We start from the raw sequence: 23,687 nt of genomic DNA, 5'->3' as shown, positions 1-23,687 counted from the left end.
GTTCTCGTTAGAGGAGTCGTTGTTCCCGGTCAGTGGAGGCGCATTATAGGGAGTTCTCAGAAGGCCGCAACCCCTAATTTCAATATTTTTTCCGACCGTTGAACATTTAACCAAAACAGCCTTAAAGAGGCAGTTTTTTCAACGATTTAAAGCCATATCCCTGTAGAACGGGCAATAAAGCGTCAGTATCTTCATTTAACGCCATGCAATACGCCAGATTCTCTTCCTGCGTCGACACCAGATTTTCCTGCGTCGAAATCAGCCATGCGGTACGACGGGCAATCGCCGCGCCGGAATCGATCAGTCGAGTTCCCTCAGGCAACACCTGCATTAGCTCTTCTGCTAATAAAGGGAAATGGGTGCAACCGAGTACCACGGTATCCGGTGGCTCGCGCATGCTCAGCCATGGATGGAGAATTTTCTTCAGCGCCGGCAGCGGTACGGCTTCACCATGCAGCTTGGCTTCTGCCAGTTCCACCAGCTCAGAGGAGCCAAGCAGCTCGATCTTGCAATCGGTAGCGAAACGGGCGATCAGCTCATGGGTATAAGTACGCTGTACGGTACCGCGGGTAGCCAGCAGGCCCACCACACCATTGGCGGTCAGGCGGGCAGCAGGCTTGATGGCAGGCACCACACCGACAACCGGGAAGGTAAAGCGTTCACGCAGGGCCGGCAGGGAGACCGTACTGGCCGTGTTACAAGCGATGATGACTATCGCCAGAGGATGCCGTTGCTGCACCGCGCTGACAATCTCCAGCACGCGCTCAACAATAAACTCTTCGGATTTCTCGCCGTAGGGAAACGCCACATTATCGAAGGCGTATATATAGTGGAGGTCCGGCAGCAGTTGCCGAACCTCTTGATACACCGATAACCCGCCGACGCCGGAATCAAATACCAGCACCGTCGGACGGGCCATAGCAGGGGTGTTAGAAGGTATAGCTTCCAGTGAGGTAGTATTCTCTTCCTGGAGTAGCGTAGCCATAAGCCGTCTCATAATCTTTATCAAACAGGTTGGCGATTCTACCACGAACTGTCAGATGAGATGTGACCGGATACGAAACTGCGAGATCCCACAGGCTGACACCGCCAAGTTTGACGCTTTGCTCTGGATAGGTGCTATAGTCTTTATCATAACGCTCACCCAGGTATTGATAGGTCACTGCCCAGTCAAAATCATAGACCTGCCAATCCAGCTCATACTTCACCTGCTGTTTGGCACGGCGCAGCAGCACTTCATTGGTTTTGGCATTACGCGGATCGACATAGTCGTAACCAATGTGATGGGTTAACGGACCCGTGTCGAATGAAGCTGTAGCTTCAATACCTTTAATTGTGGCCTTGCCAACATTGTAATAGACGTAGTTGGTCTCGCCGGTGGAATCAATCAGGTTATCAATATCGTTGCGGTAGCCGGACACGCGCCAGGTTACCGGCCCGGTCAAACCTTCAAAGCCCCCTTCCCACTGTTTGCTTTCTTCCGGTTTCAGATCGGTATTATTACCGAAGTTGCCATACAGCTGACCCATATTAGGGGCTTTGAATGCCGTGCCGTAGGAAGCGATGAAACGGTAACCTTCTATAAACTCCCAGCCCGCGCTGGTTTGCCAGGTGCCATGCCAGCCAAACTCAGAATGATCGTCGCCGCGAACCGCTCCTTCCAGAGTGACCGGCCCGACCAACTGCTGCGCAGTCAGATAAACACCGGCGTTGCGTTGGGTTTTTTCACCGTTAACCGTGGTGGAGTCTGGCTTGATTTGCTGATGCTGCCAGTCAATCCCCGAACTGACCGTACCCTGACCTACCTGAAGAGTATTTCCCCATTGCAGGTTGTACTGCTCGGAGTCCACCAGGCTGGCTGAGCTGTCATACATGCCGCGACGAGGATCGTAATCATAATCCTTGCTGTGGCTGTAGCTGCCAATCAACTGCGTCGCGTAGATGCCTTCCTTATAACGCAGGCCGGTATCCCAGGTTTGACTATAGAGTTTGCGGGTATCAACCAGCGCGCTGGTAGGCGAAGAGTAATACGCGTCGTAAGCCGTGCGGTTATCGTAACCGTAACCACGAACAAAACCGCTGATAGCCTCGTTGAACTGATGATCAACAGCGCCGTACAACGACTTGCTCATAAAGCCGTCGCGATCCTGCTGGCTTTGCATGCCGGTGCTGCCATAGGCCACCACATCATAACCTTTGGTATAGGTGTAGTTACCGGCGACCGTGGCAACCGTGCTGTCGCCCAGCTGTTGTTGAGTAGACGCGTCATAGGCCTGGTAGCCGTTAGACCCCACACCGGCGGAAAGCGTAGTGCCGTTCTTTTCGCGGGTGGTAATAATGTTAACCACGCCGCCGATGGCATCGGAGCCATAAACCGCCGAACGCGGGCCACGAATATATTCAACTTTCTGCACCAGCGAAATCGGGATCTGGCTGAGATCGGAAGAGCCGCTGATACCGGCCTGATTAAGACGGATACCGTCGATCAGCACCAGCACATGGCTGGAATTGGTGCCGCGAATGAACAGCGAGCTTTTTTGCCCCAGGCCACCGTTCTGCCCCACGTCTACACCCGGCAGGCGGCGCATCACATCGGTCAGGCTTTTTGCCTGCCAGCGGTCGATTTCATCACGGGTGACGACGGAAGTGGGTGCCAGCACGGAAGAAACCGGCTGCGGGAAGCGGTTGGCGGAAACCACCAGATTTTCGCTGTTATTCGCTGTGGTGTTGTCTTGCGCCCAGCCAGAAAAAGCCGTGACGGAAGAAACCACCGCCAGCAGCGTATTTTTTGTAATTGTCATGAAAAAGCATCCAAACTTAATTGGCGGATGCCGCAGGATCATGGCCGGTATTTCGCGACGGCCACGGACATTGCGACGTAACACCGGCAGGTCTTCGGGCTTGGGAGTTGCGGGCGGCCTCTTAGCTACCAGCACCGGGCGATGACTTCCCGTCCTGCAATGGACAGTGTCTGCGTAAAACGCTATCGCCGTGACTTCCCCTTACCGCTGCGCGTCAGCTCCGGATTCACACCGGATTCCCTTTTCACTCACTGCTTGAGGCCGGACGACAATGCTACGATCAATGTAAATAGATGTCTAGACTGCTATCAATGTTACAAATAATAAACACGACAAAACTGGACTTCACGGACTGATTCCCTACAATCCCCGCTGATCAAATTTGCCTGACGAGAAGAAACATGACGCCCGAGAATTTGCCTATTGAACGTTACGATGACCAACTGGCGGAAAAAACTGCCCGGCTGAAGACGCTGATGTCACCGTTCACGGCACCCGAGCCGGAAGTGTTCCGCTCGCAAGTCGAACACTACCGCATGCGCGCAGAATTCCGCATCTGGCATGATGAAGACGAGATGTACCACATCATGTTTGACCAGCAGACCAAGCAACGCATCCGCGTCGAGCAGTTTCCTGCCGCCAGCGAATTGATTAACCGCCTGATGAGCGCACTGATCGCCGCCATCAAGCCGGATCCTATTTTGCGCCGCAAGCTGTTCCAGATTGATTACCTGTCGACCCGCAGCGGCAAAATCATCGCCTCGCTGCTGTATCACCGTAAGCTGGACGACGCCTGGCAGCAGCAGGCAGAAAAGCTGCGGGATGATCTCCGCGCCCAGGGCTTTGACCTGCAGTTGATTGGTCGTGCGTCGAAGATGAAAATCATGCTGGATCAGGATTACGTCGATGAAGTCCTGCCGGTCGCCGGCCGCGACATGATTTACCGTCAGGTGGAAAACAGCTTCACCCAGCCGAATGCGGCGATGAACATACAGATGCTGGAATGGGCGCTGGACGTGACCGCCGGCTCTAAAGGCGATCTGCTGGAGCTGTATTGCGGCAACGGCAACTTCTCCCTGGCGCTGGCGCGTAACTTCGAGCGGGTGCTGGCCACTGAAATCGCCAAGCCTTCCGTTGCCGCGGCGCAGTACAACATTGCCGCCAATCATATCGACAACGTACAGATTATCCGTATGGCGGCGGAAGACTTTACCCAGGCGATGAACGGAGTACGCGAGTTTAATCGTTTGAAGGGTATCGATCTGAGCAGCTATAACTGCGAAACCATTTTTGTCGATCCGCCGCGCAGCGGACTGGATGATGAAACGGTAAAAATGGTGCAGGCTTATCCGCGAATTTTGTATATCTCATGCAACCCGGAAACGCTGTGCGCCAATCTGGAGACGTTGCAGGAAACTCATCAAATCAGCCGTCTGGCATTGTTCGATCAGTTCCCGTATACCCATCACATGGAATGCGGCGTACTGTTGGAAAAACGCGTTTAATCTCACAGGGGCGCCGCGCTTGCTGCGCCCCTGGTTTTCCCCTTACGCCGGGGTATTCTCATCCAGCGCCTTGCGCGCCTTCAGCTTCATGCCAATCCAGAACACCAGCGCCACGGAAATAATCGCCGGCAGGAAGTTAGAGCCGATCTGCGGGTATTCGGCACGCACTATCGCACTGTACAGCAGCACCCCAAGCAGGAAGGTCGCCGCCGCCAGCTTAGGTATGCCATCCGGCATCGCGCGGTGCAGATACCGTTGATGCAGGCAATACACCGCCAACACCAAAGCAATAATCGGGAAAATCGAAAACGGCACCACCGAGCTGAACAGCGCGGCGAACGAACCGTTGATTGAAAGGCCGGCAATCAACGCCAGCAGTAAGGTGCCATTCTCACGGCCTGGTTTTTCCATCGCTTTCTACCTTTTTATACGTGGGATACAGAAGTTTTTTCTTGTTCGCGGCGATACCAATAATAAGCGCCTTTGGAAATCATCCGCAGTTGCAACACTAAGCGCTCCTCAAGCCGACGCCGTTGATCGATGTCGATATCCAGCGCTTCAGCACCGGCGCTGAAGACGATGGTGACCATAGCTTCCGCCTGCGCTTCGGTGAAACTGCGCGGCATATGGTTTTCCAGCTCGAGGTAATCCGCCAGTTCGGCGATAAAATGTTGGATCTCACGCGCCACCGCCGCACGAAAGGCCGCCGAGGTCCCGGAACGTTCACGCAACAGCAGGCGGAAGGCGTTGGGATTATTGCCGATAAACTCCATAAAGGTGGAGACCGAGGTGCGGATCACGCTGCCCCCCTTGGCGATACGCTGCCGCGCCTGCCGCATCAGTTGACGCAGCATCAGGCCGCTCTCATCCACCATGGTTAACCCCAGCTCGTCCACATCACGGAAGTGGCGATAAAATGACGTCGGCGCGATGCCCGCTTCACGCGAGACCTCGCGCAGGCTCAGACTGGCAAAGCTGCGTTCAGCGCTCAGTTGGCTGAAGGCCGCTTCGATGAGGGAACGACGAGTCCGTTCTTTTTGTTGTGCTCTGACGCCCATATGCATATCCAGATAAGATCCATTTTCTCAGTCTAACGCCGTAGACCCGGCAATATAGCAAATTTTATTGCAACAGCATTTATACAAACGCGCCCTGTCACAGTTTCAGCCTGCACCATTTGTGCTTTGCCTCAAAAAGCCTAATGGTGATTGGGCACTCAGCGCTATGATGTTAAGATACCGTTGTAATTTTGTATAAGACAGGTCTCTCCCCTATGCAACAGCACTATCAATTTGATGCCATAGTCATTGGCTCGGGCCCAGGTGGTGAAGGTGCCGCTATGGGGTTGGTGAAGCAGGGCGCCCGCGTGGCCGTGATAGAACGGTACAACAACGTAGGCGGTGGATGTACCCATTGGGGCACCATCCCATCCAAAGCCCTCCGCCACGCCGTTAGCCGCATTATCGAATTCAACCAGAACCCGCTTTATAACAATTCACGCACGCTCAGCGCGACATTCCCTGACATTTTACGCCACGCCGATAACGTCATAAATCAGCAGACCCGGATGCGTCAGGGATTCTATGAGCGCAACCAGTGCAAGCTGTTTGCCGGCGATGCGCGCTTTATCGACGCCAACACCGTTAGCGTCAGCTATATGGACGGCACCCAGGACACCATCCGCGCCGATCACATCGTTATTGCCTGCGGCTCACGCCCGTACAACCCGTCGAGCGTCGATTTTAACCATCCGCGTATTTATAACAGTGATTCCATTCTCGAACTGAACCACGAACCGCGTCACGTCATCATCTATGGCGCCGGGGTGATCGGCTGTGAATATGCATCTATCTTCCGCGGTTTGAACGTGAAGGTGGATCTGATCAACACCCGCGATCGTCTGCTGGCGTTCCTCGATCAGGAAATGTCGGACTCGCTGTCATATCACTTCTGGAACAACGGCGTGGTGATCCGCCACAACGAAGAGTTCGAGAAGATAGAAGGCACCGAAGACGGCGTGATTGTTCACCTGAAATCCGGCAAGAAAGTGAAGGCAGATTGCCTGCTGTACGCCAACGGCCGCACCGGTAATACCGACTCGCTGGGGCTGGAGAACGTCGGTCTGGAGTCAGACAGCCGTGGCCTGCTGAAAGTGAACAGCATGTACCAGACCGCGCTGCCGCACATTTATGCCGTGGGTGACGTGATTGGCTACCCGAGTCTGGCATCTGCCGCCTACGATCAGGGCCGCATTGCCGCACAGGCGATTTCCTCCGGCGAAGCCAGCGGACATTTGATTGAAGACATCCCGACCGGTATCTACACCATTCCGGAAATCAGCTCCGTCGGTAAAACCGAGCAGGAATTGACGGCGATGAAAGTGCCGTATGAAGTGGGTCGTGCACAGTTCAAGCATCTGGCCCGCGCGCAGATTGCCGGCATGAACGTCGGCAGCCTGAAAATCCTGTTCCATCGCGACACCCTGCAGATCCTTGGGATCCACTGCTTCGGCGAGCGTGCGGCAGAGATCATCCACATCGGCCAGGCGATCATGGAACAGAAAGGTGAAGGCAATACTATCGAATACTTCGTTAATACGACCTTCAACTATCCGACCATGGCCGAAGCCTACCGGGTGGCTGCGCTGAACGGCTTAAACCGCCTGTTTTAACGTGGTGCCCATGTAGCTTTGCATGTGCTCGCGGATCGCCTCGGCCAATTGCTCATAACGACTGCGCAATGGGGAGCCGGGGCGGTACACCAGCGCAATGGTGCGCTTGGGTTCAGGTTTGAAACAGTCCAGGTAACACACGCCGTCGCGCTCACGCTGCGGCGGCACCGCCAGTGACGGCAACAACGTAATCCCACTGCCCGCCGCAACCATATTACGCAGCGTTTCCAGGCTGGTCGCCCGGAAATGGGTATCTTCGTCGGCCCCGGCCTGGAAACAAAAGCCCATCGCCTGATCGCGCAGACAGTGGCCATCTTCCAGCATCAACAACTTTTCACCGGCCAGATCCGGCATCGCCACGCGGTCACGCTGCGACCATGGGTGATCGGAATACACCGCCAGCTTCATCGGTTCGTCAAACAGCGGCACTTCAATAAAGGCTTCGGTTTCTTTCACCAGCGCCAGAATGGCGCAGTCAAGTTTACCGCTGTCGAGCTGCGCCAGCAGCTGTTGGGTTTGCGCTTCATGCAGGTACATTTCCAGCTTGGGAAAGGTTTTATGCAGCGTAGGTATGATCTGCGGCAGCAGATAAGGCCCGACGGTGGGGATCAGGCCGATATGCAGCGGCCCCGACATGGCTTCACCTTGCTGGCTGGCCATCTCTTTCAGAACTTTGACTTCGCGCAGCACGGTACGCGCCTGTTCCACCAGCAACAGGCCCGCCTGGGTGAATAACACCTTGCGACTGGTACGTTCGAGCAGCATCACACCCAGTTCGTCTTCCAGCTTACGGATCTGCCCACTCAGCGTGGGTTGGCTAACATGGCAAGAATCGGCGGCACGGCGGAAATGCCGGTGCTCGGCCAAAGCGACCAGGTACTCTAAATCACGAATATTCATTGTTTCCCTCCAGACCACGATAGCTCATGGCGATAGATAAGATAGCAATGAGCGATTAGATCTATCAAGCCCCGACGTCAATAATGTCACCCAACGAAGCGATACCGCGCTAACAGCTAAAAATTATTTTTCCTAATTAAGGGGTTAATTCATGTTTACCAGTCAAGAAGGCAAAAAAGTCCCTCAGGTTACCTTCCACACCCGTCAGGGCGACCAATGGATTGACGTCACCACCGACGACCTGTTCAAAGACAAAACCGTCATCGTGTTTTCACTGCCGGGCGCGTTTACCCCAACCTGTTCTTCCAGCCATCTGCCGCGCTACAACGAACTGTCCAGCGTATTCAAACAGCACGGCGTTGACAGCATTCTGTGCGTTTCAGTGAACGACACCTTCGTTATGAACGCCTGGAAGGCCGATCAGCACGCAGAGAACATCACCTTCATTCCAGACGGCAACGGCGAGTTCACCAAAGGCATGGACATGCTGGTCGAGAAAGCGGATCTGGGCTTTGGCCCGCGCTCATGGCGTTATTCCATGCTGGTACGCAACGGCGTGGTGGAAAAAATGTTCGTCGAACCTAACAAGCCGGGCGACCCGTTTGAAGTGTCTGACGCCGACACCATGCTGAAATACCTGGCGCCGGAATTCAAAGTGCAGGAGTCGGTTTCCCTGTTCACCAAACCGGGCTGCCCATTCTGCGCCAAAGCCAAACAAATGCTGCAGGAGCGTGGCATCCAGTATGAAGAGATCGTACTGGGTCAGGACGCCACCACCGTTAGCCTGCGCGCCGTCACCGGCCGCGCAACCGTACCTCAGGTCTTCATCGGCGGCCGTCATATCGGCGGTAGCGATGACCTGGAAACCTTCCTGTCAGCCTGATTTATAAGTAATAACAAAGCCAACGTGAACTTTTGGCGGGCTTCGGCCCGCCCTTTTTTTAGCTTTCAGGAGCGGATATGAAACAGTTGAATGTTGACGTCGCGGTCATCGGCGGCGGCACCGCCGGTCTGGGCGCCTATCGCGCCGCCAAGCTTGCCACCCCAAGCGTGGTGATGATCGAAGGCGGAGCTTATGGCACCACCTGTGCCCGCGTTGGCTGCATGCCATCAAAATTGCTGATTGCCGCCGCCGAGGCGGTGCATCAAATCGAGCGGGCACCGGGTTTTGGCGTGTATCCCGCCGGAAAAACTACCATTAACGGCCGTGAAGTCATGGACCGTGTTAAACGCGAGCGCGACCGTTTCGTCGGCTTCGTGCTGGAAGGTGTCGACGAAATCCCGGCCACCGACAAAATTCAGGGTTACGCCCGTTTCATCGACGACAATACTTTGCAGGTGGACGATCACACCCGCATTGTGGCGCAACGCATCGTTATCGCCACCGGGTCCCGCCCAAGCTGGCCGGCAGCATGGAATGCGCTGGGCGACCGCTTGATTGTCAATGATGACGTGTTCAACTGGACTGATTTGCCAGACTCGGTGGCCGTGTTCGGGCCCGGCGTAATTGGCCTGGAGTTGGGTCAGGCGCTGCATCGCCTCGGCGTCGAAACCAAAGTATTTGGCGTTGGTGGTGCCGTTGGGCCGCTAACCGACAGTACGGTACGCAACTATGCCGCCAAAGCGTTGGGCGAAGAGTTCTATCTTGATGCCGATGTGAAAGTGGACATGATGCAGCGCGAAGGCGACAAGGTCTTTATCCGCTATCAGGGTCTGAACGGCTTACCGCAGGAGATCATGGTGGATTACGTCCTGGCTGCCACCGGTCGTCGACCGAACGTCGATAATCTGGGTCTTGAGAACACCCGTCTGGTGCTCGATGCCAGGGGCGTGCCTCAGGCCGATCGTCTGACGATGCAAACCAACGTGCCGCATATCTTTATCGCCGGTGACGCCAGTAACCAGCTGCCGTTATTGCACGAAGCCAGCGATCAGGCGCGCATTGCCGGAACCAACGCAGGGAGCTTCCCGGAAGTGACCCCGGGCCTGCGCCGCAGTGCGATCTCGGTGGTATTTTCCGATCCGCAAATTGCCATGGTCGGTTCCACCTTCCGCGAGCTGAATGAAAAATTCAGCGCCTGCGGCTGTTTCGAAATCGGTGAAGTGTCATTCGAAAATCAGGGCCGTTCACGGGTGATGCTGCGTAATAAAGGCATCCTGCACGTCTACGGCGAACAAGGTACCGGGCGTTTCCTCGGCGCAGAAATGATGGGGCCGGACGTCGAGCACATTGCTCACCTGTTAGCCTGGGCACATCAGCAGAAAATGACCATCAACCAGATGCTGGACATGCCGTTCTATCACCCGGTGATCGAAGAAGGCCTGCGTACCGCACTGCGTGACTTGCAGTCAAAACTGAAACTGGGCGAAGCCGAGGCGGAACGCTGCCAACGCTGTCCGGGCGAGTAGTTCTTCCCCCTGCTATCTATCCCCACCGGGCCTTCGTGCCCGGTTTTTTTTTGCGCTTCGAATTCCACTCTTGTCGCTTGCTGCTTGCCGCTCAGCGCATGTCAGGTCATTTTTATGTCGCCACATTGAAATGATATCAATAATGATACTAAAATAAGATGCATGCATGAAAGGAATCAGGAGTGCCATTGAAGATCTGCAACAACGGCAGAACAGCATCAGATTCACTGAGTTGGTAACAATTTGTACGCGCTGGTTCGGCCCACCGCGTTTGAACGGCGGCAGTCATCACGTTTACCGCATGCCCTGGCAAGGCGATCCCCGGATTAATATACAACGCGGAAATGGAGGCACGGCAAAGGTATATCAGGTTAAACAGGTCATTGCCGCATTGGTCAAAATGGAGGATGAACATGGAAAAGCATGAGCATTACACTTATCGCATCACCTGGTCGGAAGAGGACAACGAATATGTCGGCCTCTGCACAGAATTTCCTTCCCTGTCGTGGCTGGCCGCAACGCGTACCGCAGCGCTTGAAGGTATTGAAAAACTGGTTAGTGAGATGATCAATGACCTGTTGGCACAGGGTGAAACACCGCCACAGGCGCTAGCCGAGAGAGTTTTCAGCGGCAAACTGGTATTGCGTATGACACCGGAACAACATCGACGTCTGGCGATCAACGCTATAGAGGAAGGTGTCAGCCTGAACCGCTATCTTTGCGCACGGCTGGCGGGATAATCGATAAAGGGCAGCACCGGGCTGCCCTTACGCCACTCAAGCCAAACGCTGTTTCGCTGCGGCGATCGCACTGGCGACCTGCTGAGGAGAAACACCGCCCTTTGCCGAACGTTTATCCAGGCATGATTGAAGTGCCAGAATTGGGTATACGTCGTCGCCAATCACCGCGCTGAATTTCTGCAAATCAGCCAACGGCAGGGCTTCCAACGCCTTACCCTGGCGAATCGCCTCTACGACCGCCTCACCGACGATATGGTGCGCCTCACGGAATGGCACGCCTTTGGCGACCAGATAATCCGCCAGTTCGGTCGAGTTGGCGTAGCCCTGCTCTGCCGCTTCCTTACAACGCGGACGTTTCACCTGGATGCCATCCAGCACCAGCGCCGCCATCTGCAGACAGTCCATCCAGGTATCCAACGCGTCGAACAACCCTTCCTTGTCTTCCTGCATATCTTTGTTGTACGCCAGCGGCAGGCCTTTCAGCGTCATCATCATGCCCGTCAATGCACCCTGTACACGCCCGCATTTACCGCGGATCAGCTCCAGCGCATCCGGGTTTTTCTTCTGCGGCATCAGCGAGGAGCCGGAAGTCACGCGGTCGGACAGATCGACAAAGGCCGCTTCGCCGCTGTTGAAGAAGATCAGGTCTTCGGCAAAGCGCGACAGGTGCACCATGCTGATGGAGGCGTTAGACAACAGTTCCAGCACGTGGTCACGATCCGAAACGCTGTCCAGGCTATTACGGGTTGCCGACGCAAAGCCCAGCCAACCGGCCAATTGCTCACGGTCGATCGGGTACGCAGTACCGGCCAGTGCGCCACTGCCCAGCGGGCTGACGTCCAGGCGTTTCAGCGTATCCTGCAGGCGGCTTTCATCACGCGCCAGCATTTCAACATAGGCCAGACACCAGTGCGCGAAGGTCACCGGCTGCGCACGCTGCAGGTGGGTATAACCCGGCATCACCGCATCCTGGTTGGCTTCGGCGGTTTCCACCAGCGCCTGTTGCAGTTGCACGATGGCCTGATGCAGTTCACCAATTTGGTGTTTGCACCACAATTTCAGATCGGTCGCGACCTGATCGTTACGGCTACGGCCGGTGTGCAGCTTTTTACCGAGATCGCCGACCTTGTCGATCAGCTTTTGCTCCACCCAGCTGTGAATATCTTCCGCATCGCTGCTGACAATCGCCTGCGGATCGGCCTGTACCTCTTCCAACAGCACGCTCAACGCCTGTTCCAGCTGTTGCTGCTCGGTCGCCGTCAATACGTTGACGGTCACCAGCGCTTTCGACCAGGCCACTGACCCTACGATGTCCTGTTCCGCCAGGCGATAATCGAAGCGCAAAGAATCATTTAACTGCTTGAACCGCTGATCTGCCGCCTGACTGAACCGTCCGCCCCAAAGTGCCATACCTTACTCCTGAATTTTATGCGAATAAGGGCGCAGCACGCTGCGCCCTTATCAAGTCACGCCGAATAATCAATAAAGTTACTTGTTCTTTTTCTCGTTCAGCGCACGGATGCGTGAAGAGAGCGAGAACAGGCGGATAAAGCCACCGGCATGGCTGTGATCGTAAACTTCGTCTTCGCCAAAGGTGGCGAACTCTTCAGAGTACAGGCTATTGGCAGATTTCTTCTGAATGGCCGTTACCTGGCCTTTGTACAGCTGCAGCACCACTTCGCCGTTCACTTCTTCGGCCAGTGCCTCAGCAGATGCTTGCAGTGAACGACGCAGCGGCGCGAACCAACGGCCATCGTACACTACGTAAGCCATTTCCAGGCCCAGCTGCTCACGCCATTTGAAGCTATCGCGATCCAGAACCAACTGCTCAACGCCACGCAGTGCCGCCACCATGATGGTGCCGCCCGGGGTTTCGTAGCAACCGCGGGATTTGATACCCACCAAACGGTTTTCCACGATATCGATACGGCCCACACCATGTTTGGCGCCCAGCACGTTCAGGGTTTCCAGGCATTTGTACGGGCTCAACGCTTCGCCGTTTACCGCCACTACCCGACCTTTCTCGACGGTGACAGTCACCTGCTCTGGCTGATCCGGAGCTTCCTGCGGATCGACGGTCCAGACCCAGCAGTCTTTATTCGGTGCATTCCACGGGCTTTCCAGCACGCCGCCTTCGGTAGAGATATGCCAGGCGTTTTCGTCACGGCTGTAGATTTTTTCCAGCGACGCCGTGGTCGGGATGTTGCGCTCTTTCAGGTAGTCCAGCAGCGCTTCACGGGAACGCAGGTTCCACTCGCGCCAAGGGGCTACCACTTTCAGGTGCGGCGCCAGTGCGGTATAGGTGGTTTCGAAACGCACCTGGTCGTTACCTTTACCGGTTGCGCCGTGGCACAGCGCGTCAGCACCGACCTTCAGCGCCAGCTCAACCTGCGCCTTGGCGATGATCGGACGGGCCATTGAGGTCCCCAGCAGGTAGCTGCCTTCATACAGGGCACCGGTTTGCAGCACGGGGTAAACATAATCACTGATGAATTCTTCACGCAGATCAACAACGTGACACTCAGAGGCACCGGATTGCAGGGCTTTTTGCTCCACGCCTTCCAGATCGCTGCGCTCCTGGCCGATATCTGCCACGAACGCCACCACTTCGCAGCCGCCGTAGTTTTCTTTCAGCCAGGGAATGATGGCCGAAGTATCCAGGCCGCCAGAGTACGCCAGAACGATTTTTTTGATGCCTTGGTTTTGCATGGTCTTTTCCTTTTTAATTCTAAATTTAAGCGAGGATCCGGGTGCCAATCGACACGCCGTTAAACAGTGCAGGAAGCTGATCGGCATGGCGCCAACTGGCGATATCTACCGGGCGACCGAGGGTGCGGGCCGCATCGAGCGCCGCATTCACCTTCACCACCATACCATCAGTGATGATGCCCTGGGCAATCAGTTGTTCCGCTTTTTGCGCCGTCATTTCTGCGATGCGCTGCCCTTTTCCGTCGAGGATGCCACTGACATCCGACAGCAGGATCAAATCCGCACCCAGCGTGGCGGCCAACGCGGTCGCCGCCTGATCGGCGTTTACATTCATTAACTTCCCATCGGCGGTAATACCGATAGAGCTGATCACCGGCAGGTAGCCGGCACCCAGTAGGGTATTGAGCAACGCCGGCGACCCCGGCTGCGCGTTGCCTACGTGGCCAAGCGCCGGATCGAGCGGGGTGACGGTGACGCTGCCGCCGTCCGCCAGGCTCAGGCCTACGGCATTAATCTGGTGTTTGATCGCCCATGCCAGCAAGGTTTTGTTGGCCGTACCGGCCAGTGCGCCGGTGATAATGTCGATCTGATCGGCCGGGGTGACCCGCAGCCCATTTTTCTTCACCACCGGCAGGGAAAGCTGCTTCATCAGTTCGTCCACCACGCAACCGCCGCCATGGACGATAACCAGTGGGCGCTGATGCTGCTGGCGGTAGCTGTCCAGCGCGGTAAACAAACGCTCCAGCGCTTCTTCACTGTCTAATAACACGCCACCTAACTTGATAATTAACGGGTTCATCGCTGTTTACATCCCACGCTGGTGATTTATTAAAGTAATGACTGGGTTTCCGGGAACCCAAAACGGATATTCAGGCATTGCACCGCCTGAGCGGCTGCGCCTTTCAACAGGTTGTCTTCCACCGCCACGGCAATCAGGTGTTCGCCCTGCACGGCAAAGCCGATATCGCAAAACGGCAACCCAACCACTGACTTCAGCGCTGGCACGCCTTTGTCGTACAGCCGCACCAGCGGTTTGTCGTCATAGGCAGCGTGATAAACGGCGGCCACGTCCTGCGCGGTCACGCCGGCTTTAAGGCGACAGGTGATGGTTTCGAGAATACCACGCGGGAAGTTACCCAAATGTGGCGTAAAGATGACCGGCACTCCCAGGTGCGCGACGATTTCCGGATGATGGCGGTGGTTGAAAATTCCGTACGGCTGCAGGCTCACTTCACAGAAGCTGGTGGTAACGCTGGCCTTGCGGCCCGCGCCGCTAACGCCGCTGGTGGCGTTGATGACCGGCCACTGGTCGAGGTTCAGCAAACCTTGGTCGATCAGCGGTTTCAGTGCCAGCTGCGCTGCCGTTGGGTAACAGCCTGGCACGGCTATCAGCTGCGCCCGTTTGATTTCGTCGCTCTGCCACTCCGCCAGGCCATATACCGCCTGCTCCAGCAGCTCGGCATGCTGATGTTCAAAACCGTAGTACTGGCTGTAGAAAGCGGTATCTTTTACGCGGAATGCACCGGAAAGATCGAACACCACGCAACCGGCGGCCAGGAACGCCGGCGCGATATCGTGGCTGACCTCATGCGCCGTGGCCAAAAACACCACGTCGATACCTTCAGCCGCTTTCGCAACGTCAACCAGTGGTTGCAACGGCAGATCAACGATGCCTTTTAACTGAGGGTGCAAATCGGAAAGCAATTTTCCTGCATCTGCACTTTGCGCTGAAACCGCTAAAGCGGTTATGTTCATGTGTGGGTGACGATTAAGGTACGCCGTGAGCTCCGCTCCGGCATAACCGCTGGCACCGACAATCAGCGTATTCAACATGGGGCCTTTCACCTTCTTGACTTGCGTTTGGTCGTTTTCGACTCAGGTTTCCAGGCTCACCAGCGTTGTTTCGCCGTTCACCCACGAGGTCGAGCGTTGATGTTTTTATAATCATCCGGGAATCGGGTTCCCTTACGCTCCAGCTTACTGTATTTTTATTCACAATAACTGCATGAATATTGATACCAACCTAACCAAAGGCTGTCAACAGTGAAGATGAAATTACCTCCATTTATTGAGCTGTACCGGGCGTTGATCGCCACTCCGTCGATCAGCGCCACCGATGGTGCCCTCGATCAGAGTAATGAAGCGTTAATCAACTTGCTGGCCGGCTGGTTTGCCGATTTGGGTTTCCGCGTCGACGTGCAGCCGGTGCCGGACAGCCGCAACAAATTCAACCTGCTGGCAAGCATTGGCGAAGGCAGTGGCGGCCTGCTGCTGGCGGGCCACACCGATACCGTGCCTTATGATGAAGGCCGTTGGACACGCGATCCTTTCACCCTGACCGAGCACGACAATAAGCTGTATGGACTGGGTACCGCCGACATGAAGGGCTTCTTTGCCTTTATTTTGGATGCGGTGCGTGACATCGATGCCAGCCAGCTGACCAAGCCGCTGTACATTTTGGCCACCGCAGATGAAGAAACGACGATGGCCGGCGCACGTTACTTCGCCGCCTCGACCAGCATCCGCCCTGACTTCGCGATTATCGGCGAACCGACCTCATTGCAGCCGGTGCGTGCGCACAAAGGCCATATGGCCAACGCCATTCGCATTGTCGGCCAATCTGGCCATTCGAGCGACCCGGCGCGCGGCGTGAACGCCATCGATCTGATGCATGACACCATCGGCCGTTTGATGGAGCTGCGTAAAACGCTGCAGGAGCGCTACAACAACCCGGCATTCGCCGTGCCTTATCCCACCATGAACTTCGGCCATATCAGCGGCGGCGATGCCGCTAACCGCATCTGCGCCTGCTGTGAACTGCATCTGGATATCCGTCCGCTGCCGGGCATGACGCTCGACAATATCAACGAACTGATGCACCAAACGCTGGAACCCATCAGCCAACGCTGGCCGGGCCGCCTGAGCATTGAAGAACTGCATGCCTCGGTACCGGGCTACGAGTGTCCGACCGATCATCAGATGGTGGCGGTGATTGAGAAACTGCTGGGCACCCGTACACAGGTGGTCAACTATTGCACCGAGGCGCCGTTCGTCCAGCAGGTCTGTCCGACCCTGGTGCTGGGCCCCGGCTCTATCGACCAGGCGCATCAGCCGGATGAATACATCGATACCGGCTTTATCGAACCCACGCGCAAACTGCTGGGCCAACTGGTCGATCATTTCTGCCGTCAATAAACCTGATACAAAGTAGGGGTTATGATTTATCATTTCCCCTACCTCAAAATACGTATTAAACCAATGAAATAAGCCAGACTGATAACCGGCGTGCCGTAATTAAATTTCAGAAAATGCGCCGATTTTGATGTTTTTTTGCTAAAAATAGTGTCAATTGACGATTGGACAGGAACGTGGCGAGATGAAACAGGCGCTCTTCGCCTGACATGTGAAACTTACTTACAAGATAAAAATCATCTACCCAATAGATTTCAAGTTGCAGCTAGGCAGCGAACGCTTGAATCCCCGGGAGCTTGGATCAACCAAGTGAACGGGGTGAGAGCGCGCAGCCAACACCGCTGTGGCTTGAAAGATGAAGGGTAAATACAGAACTGGGTCAGGGGTTATATGAACGAACAATATTCGGCAATGCGAAGTAATGTCAGTATGCTCGGCAAATTGCTCGGCGATACCATCAAAGAAGCGCTGGGCGAGCATATTCTCGATCGCGTTGAAACTATCCGTAAGCTTTCCAAATCTTCACGTGCAGGCAATGAAGCGCACCGTCAGGAGCTGCTTTCCACCTTGCAAAACCTGTCCAACGACGAGTTGCTGCCGGTCGCACGCGCCTTCAGTCAGTTTCTCAATCTGACCAATACCGCCGAGCAGTACCACAGCATTTCACCCAACGGTGAAGCCGCCAGCAACCCGGAAGCGCTGGCCCAGTTGTTCACCCGGCTGAAAGACAAAAAGCTCAGCACCAAAGAGCTGCAGAATGCGGTGTCTCAACTTTCTATCGAGCTGGTGCTGACTGCGCACCCGACGGAAATCACCCGCCGCACCCTGATCCACAAACTGGTAGAGGTGAACACCTGCCTCAGCCAGCTCGACCATAACGATCTGGCCGACTACGAGCGCAACAAGATCATGCGCCGCCTGCGTCAGTTGGTGGCTCAATCGTGGCATACCGACGAGATCCGCAAACACCGTCCGTCCCCGGTTGACGAAGCCAAGTGGGGCTTTGCGGTGGTGGAAAACAGCCTGTGGGAAGGGGTGCCTGCCTTCCTGCGCGAATTCAACGAACAGCTGGAAAACTCCATTGATTACAGCCTGCCGGCGGAAGCGGTGCCGGTGCGTTTCACGTCCTGGATGGGCGGTGACCGCGACGGCAACCCGAACGTCACGGCCGAGATCACCCGCCACGTGCTGCTGCTGAGCCGCTGGAAAGCCTGCGATCTGTTCACCCGCGATATTCAGGTGCTGGTGTCCGAACTGTCGATGACCGAATGTACTCCGGAACTGCGCGCACGGGCCGGTGGTGACGAGGTTCAAGAGCCGTACCGCGAAATCATGAAGCAGCTACGCAGCCAGTTGATGAGCTCTCAGGCTTATCTGGAAGGCCGCCTGAAAGGCGAGCGCGTGCTGAAGCCGCACGATCTGCTGGTGAATAACGAACAGCTGTGGGAACCGCTGTTCGCCTGTTACCAGTCGCTGCAGGCCTGCGGTATGAGCATCATCGCCAACGGCCAATTACTGGATACCCTGCGTCGCGTGCGCTGCTTTGGTGTGCCGCTGGTACGCATCGACGTTCGCCAGGAAAGCACGCGCCACACCGAAGCCATCGCCGAACTGACCCGCTACCTGGGCCTTGGCGACTACGAAAGCTGGTCAGAAGCCGACAAGCAGGCGTTCCTGATCCGTGAACTGAATTCCAAACGCCCGCTGGTGCCGTTGAAGTGGGAACCGAGCGCCGACACCCAGGAAGTGCTGGAAACCTGCCGGGTGATCGCCGAGGCGCCAGAAGGCTCGATTGCCGCCTACGTGATCTCCATGGCGCGCACGCCTTCGGACGTGCTGGCGGTTCACCTGCTGCTGAAAGAAGCCGGTTGTCCGTTCCCGCTGCCGGTCGCGCCGCTGTTCGAAACTCTCGACGACCTGAATAACGCCGACGACGTGATGACCCAGTTGCTGAATATTGACTGGTATCGCGGCTTTATCCAGGGCAAACAGATGGTGATGATCGGCTATTCCGACTCGGCGAAAGACGCCGGGGTGATGGCCGCCTCCTGGGCGCAATACCGCGCTCAAGACGCACTGATCAAAACCTGCGAAAAGGCTGGCGTAGCGCTGACTCTGTTCCACGGCCGTGGCGGTTCGATTGGCCGCGGCGGCGCACCTGCGCATGCGGCACTGCTGTCGCAACCGCCGGGCAGCCTGAAAGGCGGCCTGCGCGTGACCGAGCAAGGCGAGATGATCCGCTTCAAATTCGGTTTGCCGGAAGTCACCATCAGCAGCCTGGCGCTGTATGCCGGTGCCATCCTGGAAGCCAACCTGCTGCCGCCGCCAGAGCCGAAAAAAGAGTGGCGTACGCTGATGGATGAGCTGTCAGACACCTCATGCAAAATGTACCGTGGCTACGTGCGCGAAAACCCGGATTTTGTGCCTTATTTCCGCGCCGCCACGCCGGAACTGGAGCTGGGCAAACTGCCGCTGGGCTCCCGCCCTGCCAAGCGCAAGCCAAACGGCGGCGTAGAGAGCCTGCGCGCCATTCCGTGGATCTTCGCCTGGACGCAGAACCGTCTGATGTTACCGGCCTGGCTGGGCGCCGGTGCCGGTTTGCAGGAAGCGGTAAAAGCCGGCAAGCAGGATCAGCTGGAAGCCATGTGCCGCGACTGGCCGTTCTTCTCCACCCGTATTGCGATGCTGGAAATGGTGTTCGCCAAGGCCGACCTGTGGCTGGCGGAATATTACGACCAACGCCTGGTGGACAAATCGCTGTGGCCACTGGGCCAGCAGCTGCGCGATCAGTTGGAAAGCGACATCAAGGTGGTGCTGACCATCGCCAATGACGCGCACCTGATGGAAGACCTGCCGTGGATCGCCGAATCCATTGCGCTGCGTAACGTGTACACCGACCCGTTGAACGTCCTGCAGGCTGAGCTGCTGCACCGTTCGCGCCAGCAGGAGCACCCGGACGCCCGCGTTGAGCAGGCGCTGATGGTCACCATTGCCGGCGTTGCCGCCGGGATGCGCAATACCGGCTAGGTTAAGCGCCAAAAGCACGGCTCCTGCTTGCAGGGGCCTTTTTTTTATCCCCCGCTGACGGATGCTGCATCTCGACGGGTTGCCCAGCAGCGGTAGCGGTATTGGAGGAAATTGCGCCCAACAAAAAGGGCGCTGTATTGACCCAGCGCCCTTCCCGATGATGATGAATAGAGTGAATCAGGCCGCGACCGGACGCACACCCAGCGTATGGCAAATGGCGTAGCTCATCTCGGCACGGTTGAGCGTATAGAAGTGGAAATCCTTTACCCCTTCGCGGCTGAGGATCTTCACCATATCCATCGCGATATTGGCGCCGACCATTTTGCGGGTTTCCGCGTCGTCATCCAGCCCTTCAAACATGCTGGTCATCCAGCTCGGTACGCGTACGTTGGTCATGGTGGCAAAACGCTGCAGCTGCTTGAAGTTGGATACCGGCAGAATGCCCGGGACGATTTCCACATCAATGCCGGTAGCGACGCAACGATCGCGGAAGCGCAGGTAGCTTTCCACATCGAAAAAGAACTGGGTAATCGCCCGGTTGGCGCCGGCATCGATTTTACGTTTCAGGTTAATCAGGTCCGCCTGCGGGCTTTTCGCTTCCGGATGCACTTCAGGGTAAGCGGCAACCGAGATATCGAAATCGCCGACCTCCTTCAGCAAGGCCACCAAATCGGTCGCGTACATATCCGGCTTGCCGCTGCCCGGTGGCAGGTCGCCACGCAGTGCCACAATATGACGGATGCCGCTGTTCCAGTAATCGGTCGCAATCTCACGCAGCTGAGCCGGACTGGCATCGATGCAGGTCAGGTGTGGGGCCGCATCCAGACCGGTGCGATCCTTGATCCCTTTGATGATGCTGTGGGTGCGATCGCGCTCGCCGGAGTTAGCGCCATAGGTCACGGAAACAAATTTTGGCTTCAGGCTGCTCAGGCGGTCAATGGATTGCCACAGGGTGTCTTCCATCTCGCTGGTGCGCGGCGGGAAGAATTCAAATGATACGTTAATCTGGCCGTTTAACTCCGCCAGACTCTGATTCAGCGCTTCCCGCTGGTTTGCGTGGAAAAAACTCATACCCTGCCCGCCTCTTATCGATCGCTGTTCTGCTTGTTTTGATAAGCGTCTATACGTTTAGACGTCTAGATAGAAAATGCCGTATGTTGGCTAAAGAGTCAACAGGAAAGTGAGGGGAATACGATGATTAATCCTCACCCGTTAAGAGAAGGAATTTCATGTTCGCAACACAGAGAATTATGGCAGGAAAAACGAGGGGCGCGACGAATGCGCGCCCACAAGAAAATTAAAGCAGCTGCGCCAAACGGTTAAGGTCTGACTGGATCGCGCCGGCAGTGACGTCGCGCCCGGCCCCGGGTCCACGGATCACCAGCGGATTGTCACGATACCAGCGGCTTTCGATAGCGAATACGTTATCGCAAGGCAGCAACGACGCCAGCGGATGTTCAGGGCGGACCGCTTCAACACCGACCCGCGCCTTGCCGTTGGCATCGAAACGCGCAACATGGCGCAACACCAGCCCCATTTCACTGGCGGCCTCAAAGCGCTGCAACATCTGTTGGTTCAACGCATCACCATTTTCAAAGAACTGATCCACGGAGCCAAGCTCTGCGCCCGCAGGCACCAGCGACTCCACCCGCACCTGATTCGGCTCAATGTCGTAGCCCGCTTCGCGCGCCAGGATCACCAGCTTGCGCATCACATCCTGACCGGAGAGATCGACGCGGGGATCCGGTTCTGTCAGCCCCTGTTGCCAGGCCTGATCCACCAGGTCGGTGAACGGCACCGTGCCGTCGAACTGCAGGAACAGCCAGGACAGCGTACCGGAGAAGATGCCGCTAATGGCCAGAATGCTGTCACCACTGTCGCGCAGATCGCGTACCGTATGGTTGACCGGCAGACCGGCACCGACGGTAGCGTTATACAGCCAGTGGCGGCCGGTCTTGGCAAAGGCATCGCGAATTTGGCGATAGTTGGCGCTGCACGACGCTCCCGCCAGTTTGTTGGCGCTGATCACATGGAAACCGTAGCTGGCGAAGTCCAGATACTGCTCGGCCAGATTTTCACTGGCGGTCACGTCCAGCACCACCAGATCGTCAAACGGGTGCGCGCGCATCCACAAGAACAACGACTCCTCGTCCAGTTCCTGCGCTTCGTCCTCGAAGAAGGCCAATACGCGGCTGGCGTCCAGCCCGTCGTAATTGAGCAGGCTGCGGCGACTGTCCACCACACCTGCCAGGCTGAATTCGAAGCCGCTGCGGGCGGAGATGTTTTTCTGCTCGCGGGCAAACAGCTCCAGCCAGCGTGCGCCGATATTGCCTTTGCCGAACAGCACCAGACCAATACGTTTTTCAGCGCGGAACAGGGTCTGATGCAGGCCCTGGATCAGCAGCGCGGTTGGCCCCTGACGCAGCACCGCCACCATGCTGATGCCGTCTTCAGCCTGCCAGATAAACTCTACCGGCTGGTCTTTCAGTTGCTGATAGAAGCGATGGCTGTGCAGCGGGTTTTTACAAACGCCGGCACCTACCAGCGCCACCAGCGCCAAGCCTTCGCGCAGTTGCAGCTCACCCGGCAGCCCCGCGTTTTGCAGCGTGTGCAGGACGCTGTTCACCACTTCGGAGGTGTAGCACAGCTGAACCAGACTGCGGTCCGGATGAACCCCTACCGCCAACGGTTTGATCTGCGCGCGCTTAAGCACCAAATCCAACTCTTGCTGCGCCAGTTTAAAATCATGCTGACTGGCAACCTGCAGCTCAATCAAACACACGTCGTCATGGCTGGTGACGATCTTCGCACCGGTGCCCGAGGCCAGCACGCGTTCGATACGCGTTGAACCCTGTTCCGGCTGATAACTGCAACGCAGTTGAAGATCGATATCGCTGCCGGATACCGGCTGCAAAGTACGGGTGTGCAGCACCGGAGCCGCCAAACGCGCCAGTTCACTGGCTTCGTCCAGGCGCAGCAGCGGCAGCAGGCAGGCGTCTTTCACCTTGCGGGGATCGGCGCTGTAGACCCCAGCCACGTCGCTCCAGATGGTCACGCGCTCCGCACCGGCCAACGCACCGACCTGCGTGGCGGAGTAGTCACTGCCGTTACGCCCTAACAGCACGGTTTCACCGGCGTCATTGCGTGAAATAAAACCGGTCACCACCAGGCGTTTGCCCGGATGCTGTGCCAGCAATTGTTGCAGCAGAGGATAAGAACGGCCTTCATCAACCTGCGGCTGGGCAGCACGTTCCGCCCGCAGGAAATCGCGCGCGTCCAACCAGGCCGCCTGCATATCCAGTTTGTTCAGTACCGCCGCCATCAGGCGCGCCGACCAGATCTCGCCGTGACCAACCACCTCGGCATAGATGACGTCGTCGAGCTTTTCGTCCAGCAACACGGCCAGACGCTCCAGATCCTGAATAAACTCGGCGATCATGGGTTCAGCGGTTTCCGGCGGTAACAGACCGCTAATCAAATCGCTGTGATAACGACGCAGCGTCTGCTGAACCTGATGCGCAGAAAGGCGATCGCTCTGACTAAGCTTCAACCAGCTAATCAGTTGGTTGGTGGTGCTGCCGGCAGCCGACACCACCATCATGTCGCCTGGCTGGCTGTATTCGGCCATGATCCCGGCCACCCGCAGATAACACTTCACGTCCGCCAGGCTGCTGCCGCCAAACTTGTGCAGTTGACGCCCGCTCACCGGCCCTGCTACCGCAATTGCATTCAT

The 23,687-nt window shown here is 56.5% G+C and carries 19 protein-coding genes and 1 riboswitch; of the genes, 8 read left to right on the top strand and 11 right to left on the bottom strand.

What is annotated here, in order from left to right; all coding sequences use genetic code 11:
• Positions 1-121: 121 nt before the first annotated feature.
• Both murI and btuB read right to left on the bottom strand, forming a co-directional pair.
• Positions 122-985, bottom strand: a complete 864-nt coding sequence (murI, locus tag AC1RKG_RS22840) for a glutamate racemase (protein ID WP_122080446.1) — start codon at positions 983-985, stop codon at positions 122-124.
• On the bottom strand, positions 930-2,801 hold the full coding sequence (btuB, locus tag AC1RKG_RS22835) for a TonB-dependent vitamin B12 receptor BtuB (protein ID WP_115060808.1): 1,872 nt from the start codon (positions 2,799-2,801) through the stop codon (positions 930-932). The genes murI and btuB overlap by 56 nt, the downstream gene beginning before the upstream one ends.
• A 68-nt stretch (positions 2,802-2,869) precedes the next feature.
• A riboswitch (cobalamin riboswitch) is annotated at positions 2,870-3,078 on the bottom strand.
• A 124-nt stretch (positions 3,079-3,202) separates the two neighbouring features.
• On the opposite strand from btuB, the gene trmA reads away from it, so the two are divergent.
• Positions 3,203-4,306, top strand: a complete 1,104-nt coding sequence (gene trmA / locus AC1RKG_RS22830; protein ID WP_020837512.1) for a tRNA (uridine(54)-C5)-methyltransferase TrmA — start codon at positions 3,203-3,205, stop codon at positions 4,304-4,306.
• 42 nt (positions 4,307-4,348) lie between these two features.
• Here the strand turns inward: trmA and AC1RKG_RS22825 are convergent, their stop codons facing one another.
• Both AC1RKG_RS22825 and fabR read right to left on the bottom strand, forming a co-directional pair.
• The gene (locus tag AC1RKG_RS22825) at positions 4,349-4,717 is read right to left on the bottom strand and encodes a YijD family membrane protein (RefSeq protein ID WP_020837513.1); all 369 of its coding nucleotides are present in this window, start codon (positions 4,715-4,717) and stop codon (positions 4,349-4,351) included.
• Between the two features lie 14 nt (positions 4,718-4,731).
• Positions 4,732-5,364 (bottom strand): HTH-type transcriptional repressor FabR, encoded by a 633-nt coding sequence (gene fabR, locus AC1RKG_RS22820; RefSeq protein ID WP_020837514.1) that lies wholly within the window; start codon positions 5,362-5,364, stop codon positions 4,732-4,734.
• Positions 5,365-5,579: 215 nt separating this feature from the next.
• On the opposite strand from fabR, the gene sthA reads away from it, so the two are divergent.
• A complete protein-coding gene (sthA, locus tag AC1RKG_RS22815; RefSeq protein ID WP_020837515.1) occupies positions 5,580-6,977 on the top strand; it encodes a Si-specific NAD(P)(+) transhydrogenase in 1,398 nt (465 codons plus the stop codon).
• On the opposite strand, the gene oxyR is transcribed toward sthA, so the two are convergent.
• A complete protein-coding gene (oxyR, locus tag AC1RKG_RS22810) occupies positions 6,960-7,877 on the bottom strand; it encodes a DNA-binding transcriptional regulator OxyR (protein WP_020837516.1) in 918 nt (305 codons plus the stop codon). The genes sthA and oxyR overlap by 18 nt on opposite strands.
• Positions 7,878-8,028: 151 nt before the next feature.
• Between oxyR and AC1RKG_RS22805 the strand changes: the two genes are divergently transcribed.
• From AC1RKG_RS22805 to AC1RKG_RS22790, 4 genes are all read left to right on the top strand, one after another.
• Positions 8,029-8,760, top strand: a complete 732-nt coding sequence (locus tag AC1RKG_RS22805) for a glutathione peroxidase (protein WP_044554933.1) — start codon at positions 8,029-8,031, stop codon at positions 8,758-8,760.
• A 77-nt stretch (positions 8,761-8,837) separates the two neighbouring features.
• Positions 8,838-10,286: a dihydrolipoyl dehydrogenase gene (locus tag AC1RKG_RS22800; RefSeq protein ID WP_115060810.1), complete on the top strand. Its 1,449-nt coding sequence runs from the start codon at positions 8,838-8,840 to the stop codon at positions 10,284-10,286.
• 166 nt (positions 10,287-10,452) lie between these two features.
• Complete coding sequence (locus AC1RKG_RS22795; protein ID WP_122080447.1) at positions 10,453-10,713, top strand: toxin HicA; 261 nt, start codon at positions 10,453-10,455, stop codon at positions 10,711-10,713.
• A complete protein-coding gene (locus AC1RKG_RS22790; RefSeq protein ID WP_128865477.1) occupies positions 10,700-11,026 on the top strand; it encodes a type II toxin-antitoxin system HicB family antitoxin in 327 nt (108 codons plus the stop codon). Before AC1RKG_RS22795 ends, AC1RKG_RS22790 begins: the two co-directional genes overlap by 14 nt.
• Positions 11,027-11,062: 36 nt before the next feature.
• Here AC1RKG_RS22790 and argH read toward each other — a convergent pair whose 3' ends face one another.
• The 4 genes from argH to argC all read right to left on the bottom strand — a co-directional run bounded on the left by argH (position 11,063) and on the right by argC (position 15,568).
• A complete protein-coding gene (argH, locus tag AC1RKG_RS22785; RefSeq protein ID WP_020837524.1) occupies positions 11,063-12,436 on the bottom strand; it encodes an argininosuccinate lyase in 1,374 nt (457 codons plus the stop codon).
• Between the two features lie 78 nt (positions 12,437-12,514).
• Positions 12,515-13,735, bottom strand: coding sequence for an argininosuccinate synthase (locus AC1RKG_RS22780; protein WP_020837526.1), 1,221 nt, complete (start codon positions 13,733-13,735; stop codon positions 12,515-12,517).
• 25 nt (positions 13,736-13,760) lie between these two features.
• Complete coding sequence (gene argB / locus AC1RKG_RS22775) at positions 13,761-14,534, bottom strand: acetylglutamate kinase (RefSeq protein ID WP_020837527.1); 774 nt, start codon at positions 14,532-14,534, stop codon at positions 13,761-13,763.
• Between the two features lie 29 nt (positions 14,535-14,563).
• Positions 14,564-15,568: an N-acetyl-gamma-glutamyl-phosphate reductase gene (argC, locus tag AC1RKG_RS22770; protein ID WP_046374891.1), complete on the bottom strand. Its 1,005-nt coding sequence runs from the start codon at positions 15,566-15,568 to the stop codon at positions 14,564-14,566.
• A gap of 216 nt (positions 15,569-15,784) precedes the next feature.
• Here argC and argE point away from each other — a divergent pair, with 216 nt between their 5' ends.
• Together argE and ppc are read left to right on the top strand one after the other, a co-directional pair.
• Entirely contained in the window at positions 15,785-16,930 is a 1,146-nt protein-coding gene (gene argE / locus AC1RKG_RS22765) for an acetylornithine deacetylase (protein ID WP_164171170.1), read from the top strand.
• Positions 16,931-17,317: 387 nt separating this feature from the next.
• Positions 17,318-19,954: a phosphoenolpyruvate carboxylase gene (gene ppc / locus AC1RKG_RS22760; protein ID WP_046374890.1), complete on the top strand. Its 2,637-nt coding sequence runs from the start codon at positions 17,318-17,320 to the stop codon at positions 19,952-19,954.
• A gap of 177 nt (positions 19,955-20,131) precedes the next feature.
• Here the strand turns inward: ppc and metF are convergent, their stop codons facing one another.
• Both metF and AC1RKG_RS22750 read right to left on the bottom strand, forming a co-directional pair.
• The gene (gene metF / locus AC1RKG_RS22755; protein ID WP_020837531.1) at positions 20,132-21,025 is read right to left on the bottom strand and encodes a methylenetetrahydrofolate reductase; all 894 of its coding nucleotides are present in this window, start codon (positions 21,023-21,025) and stop codon (positions 20,132-20,134) included.
• A 226-nt stretch (positions 21,026-21,251) separates the two neighbouring features.
• Positions 21,252-23,687, bottom strand: coding sequence for a bifunctional aspartate kinase/homoserine dehydrogenase II (locus tag AC1RKG_RS22750; protein ID WP_493183750.1), 2,436 nt, complete (start codon positions 23,685-23,687; stop codon positions 21,252-21,254).

It is taken from the genome of Serratia sp. GW822-FHT06D09, from assembly GCF_058799515.1.
This window is presented reverse-complemented; position numbering and strand designations above follow the sequence as displayed.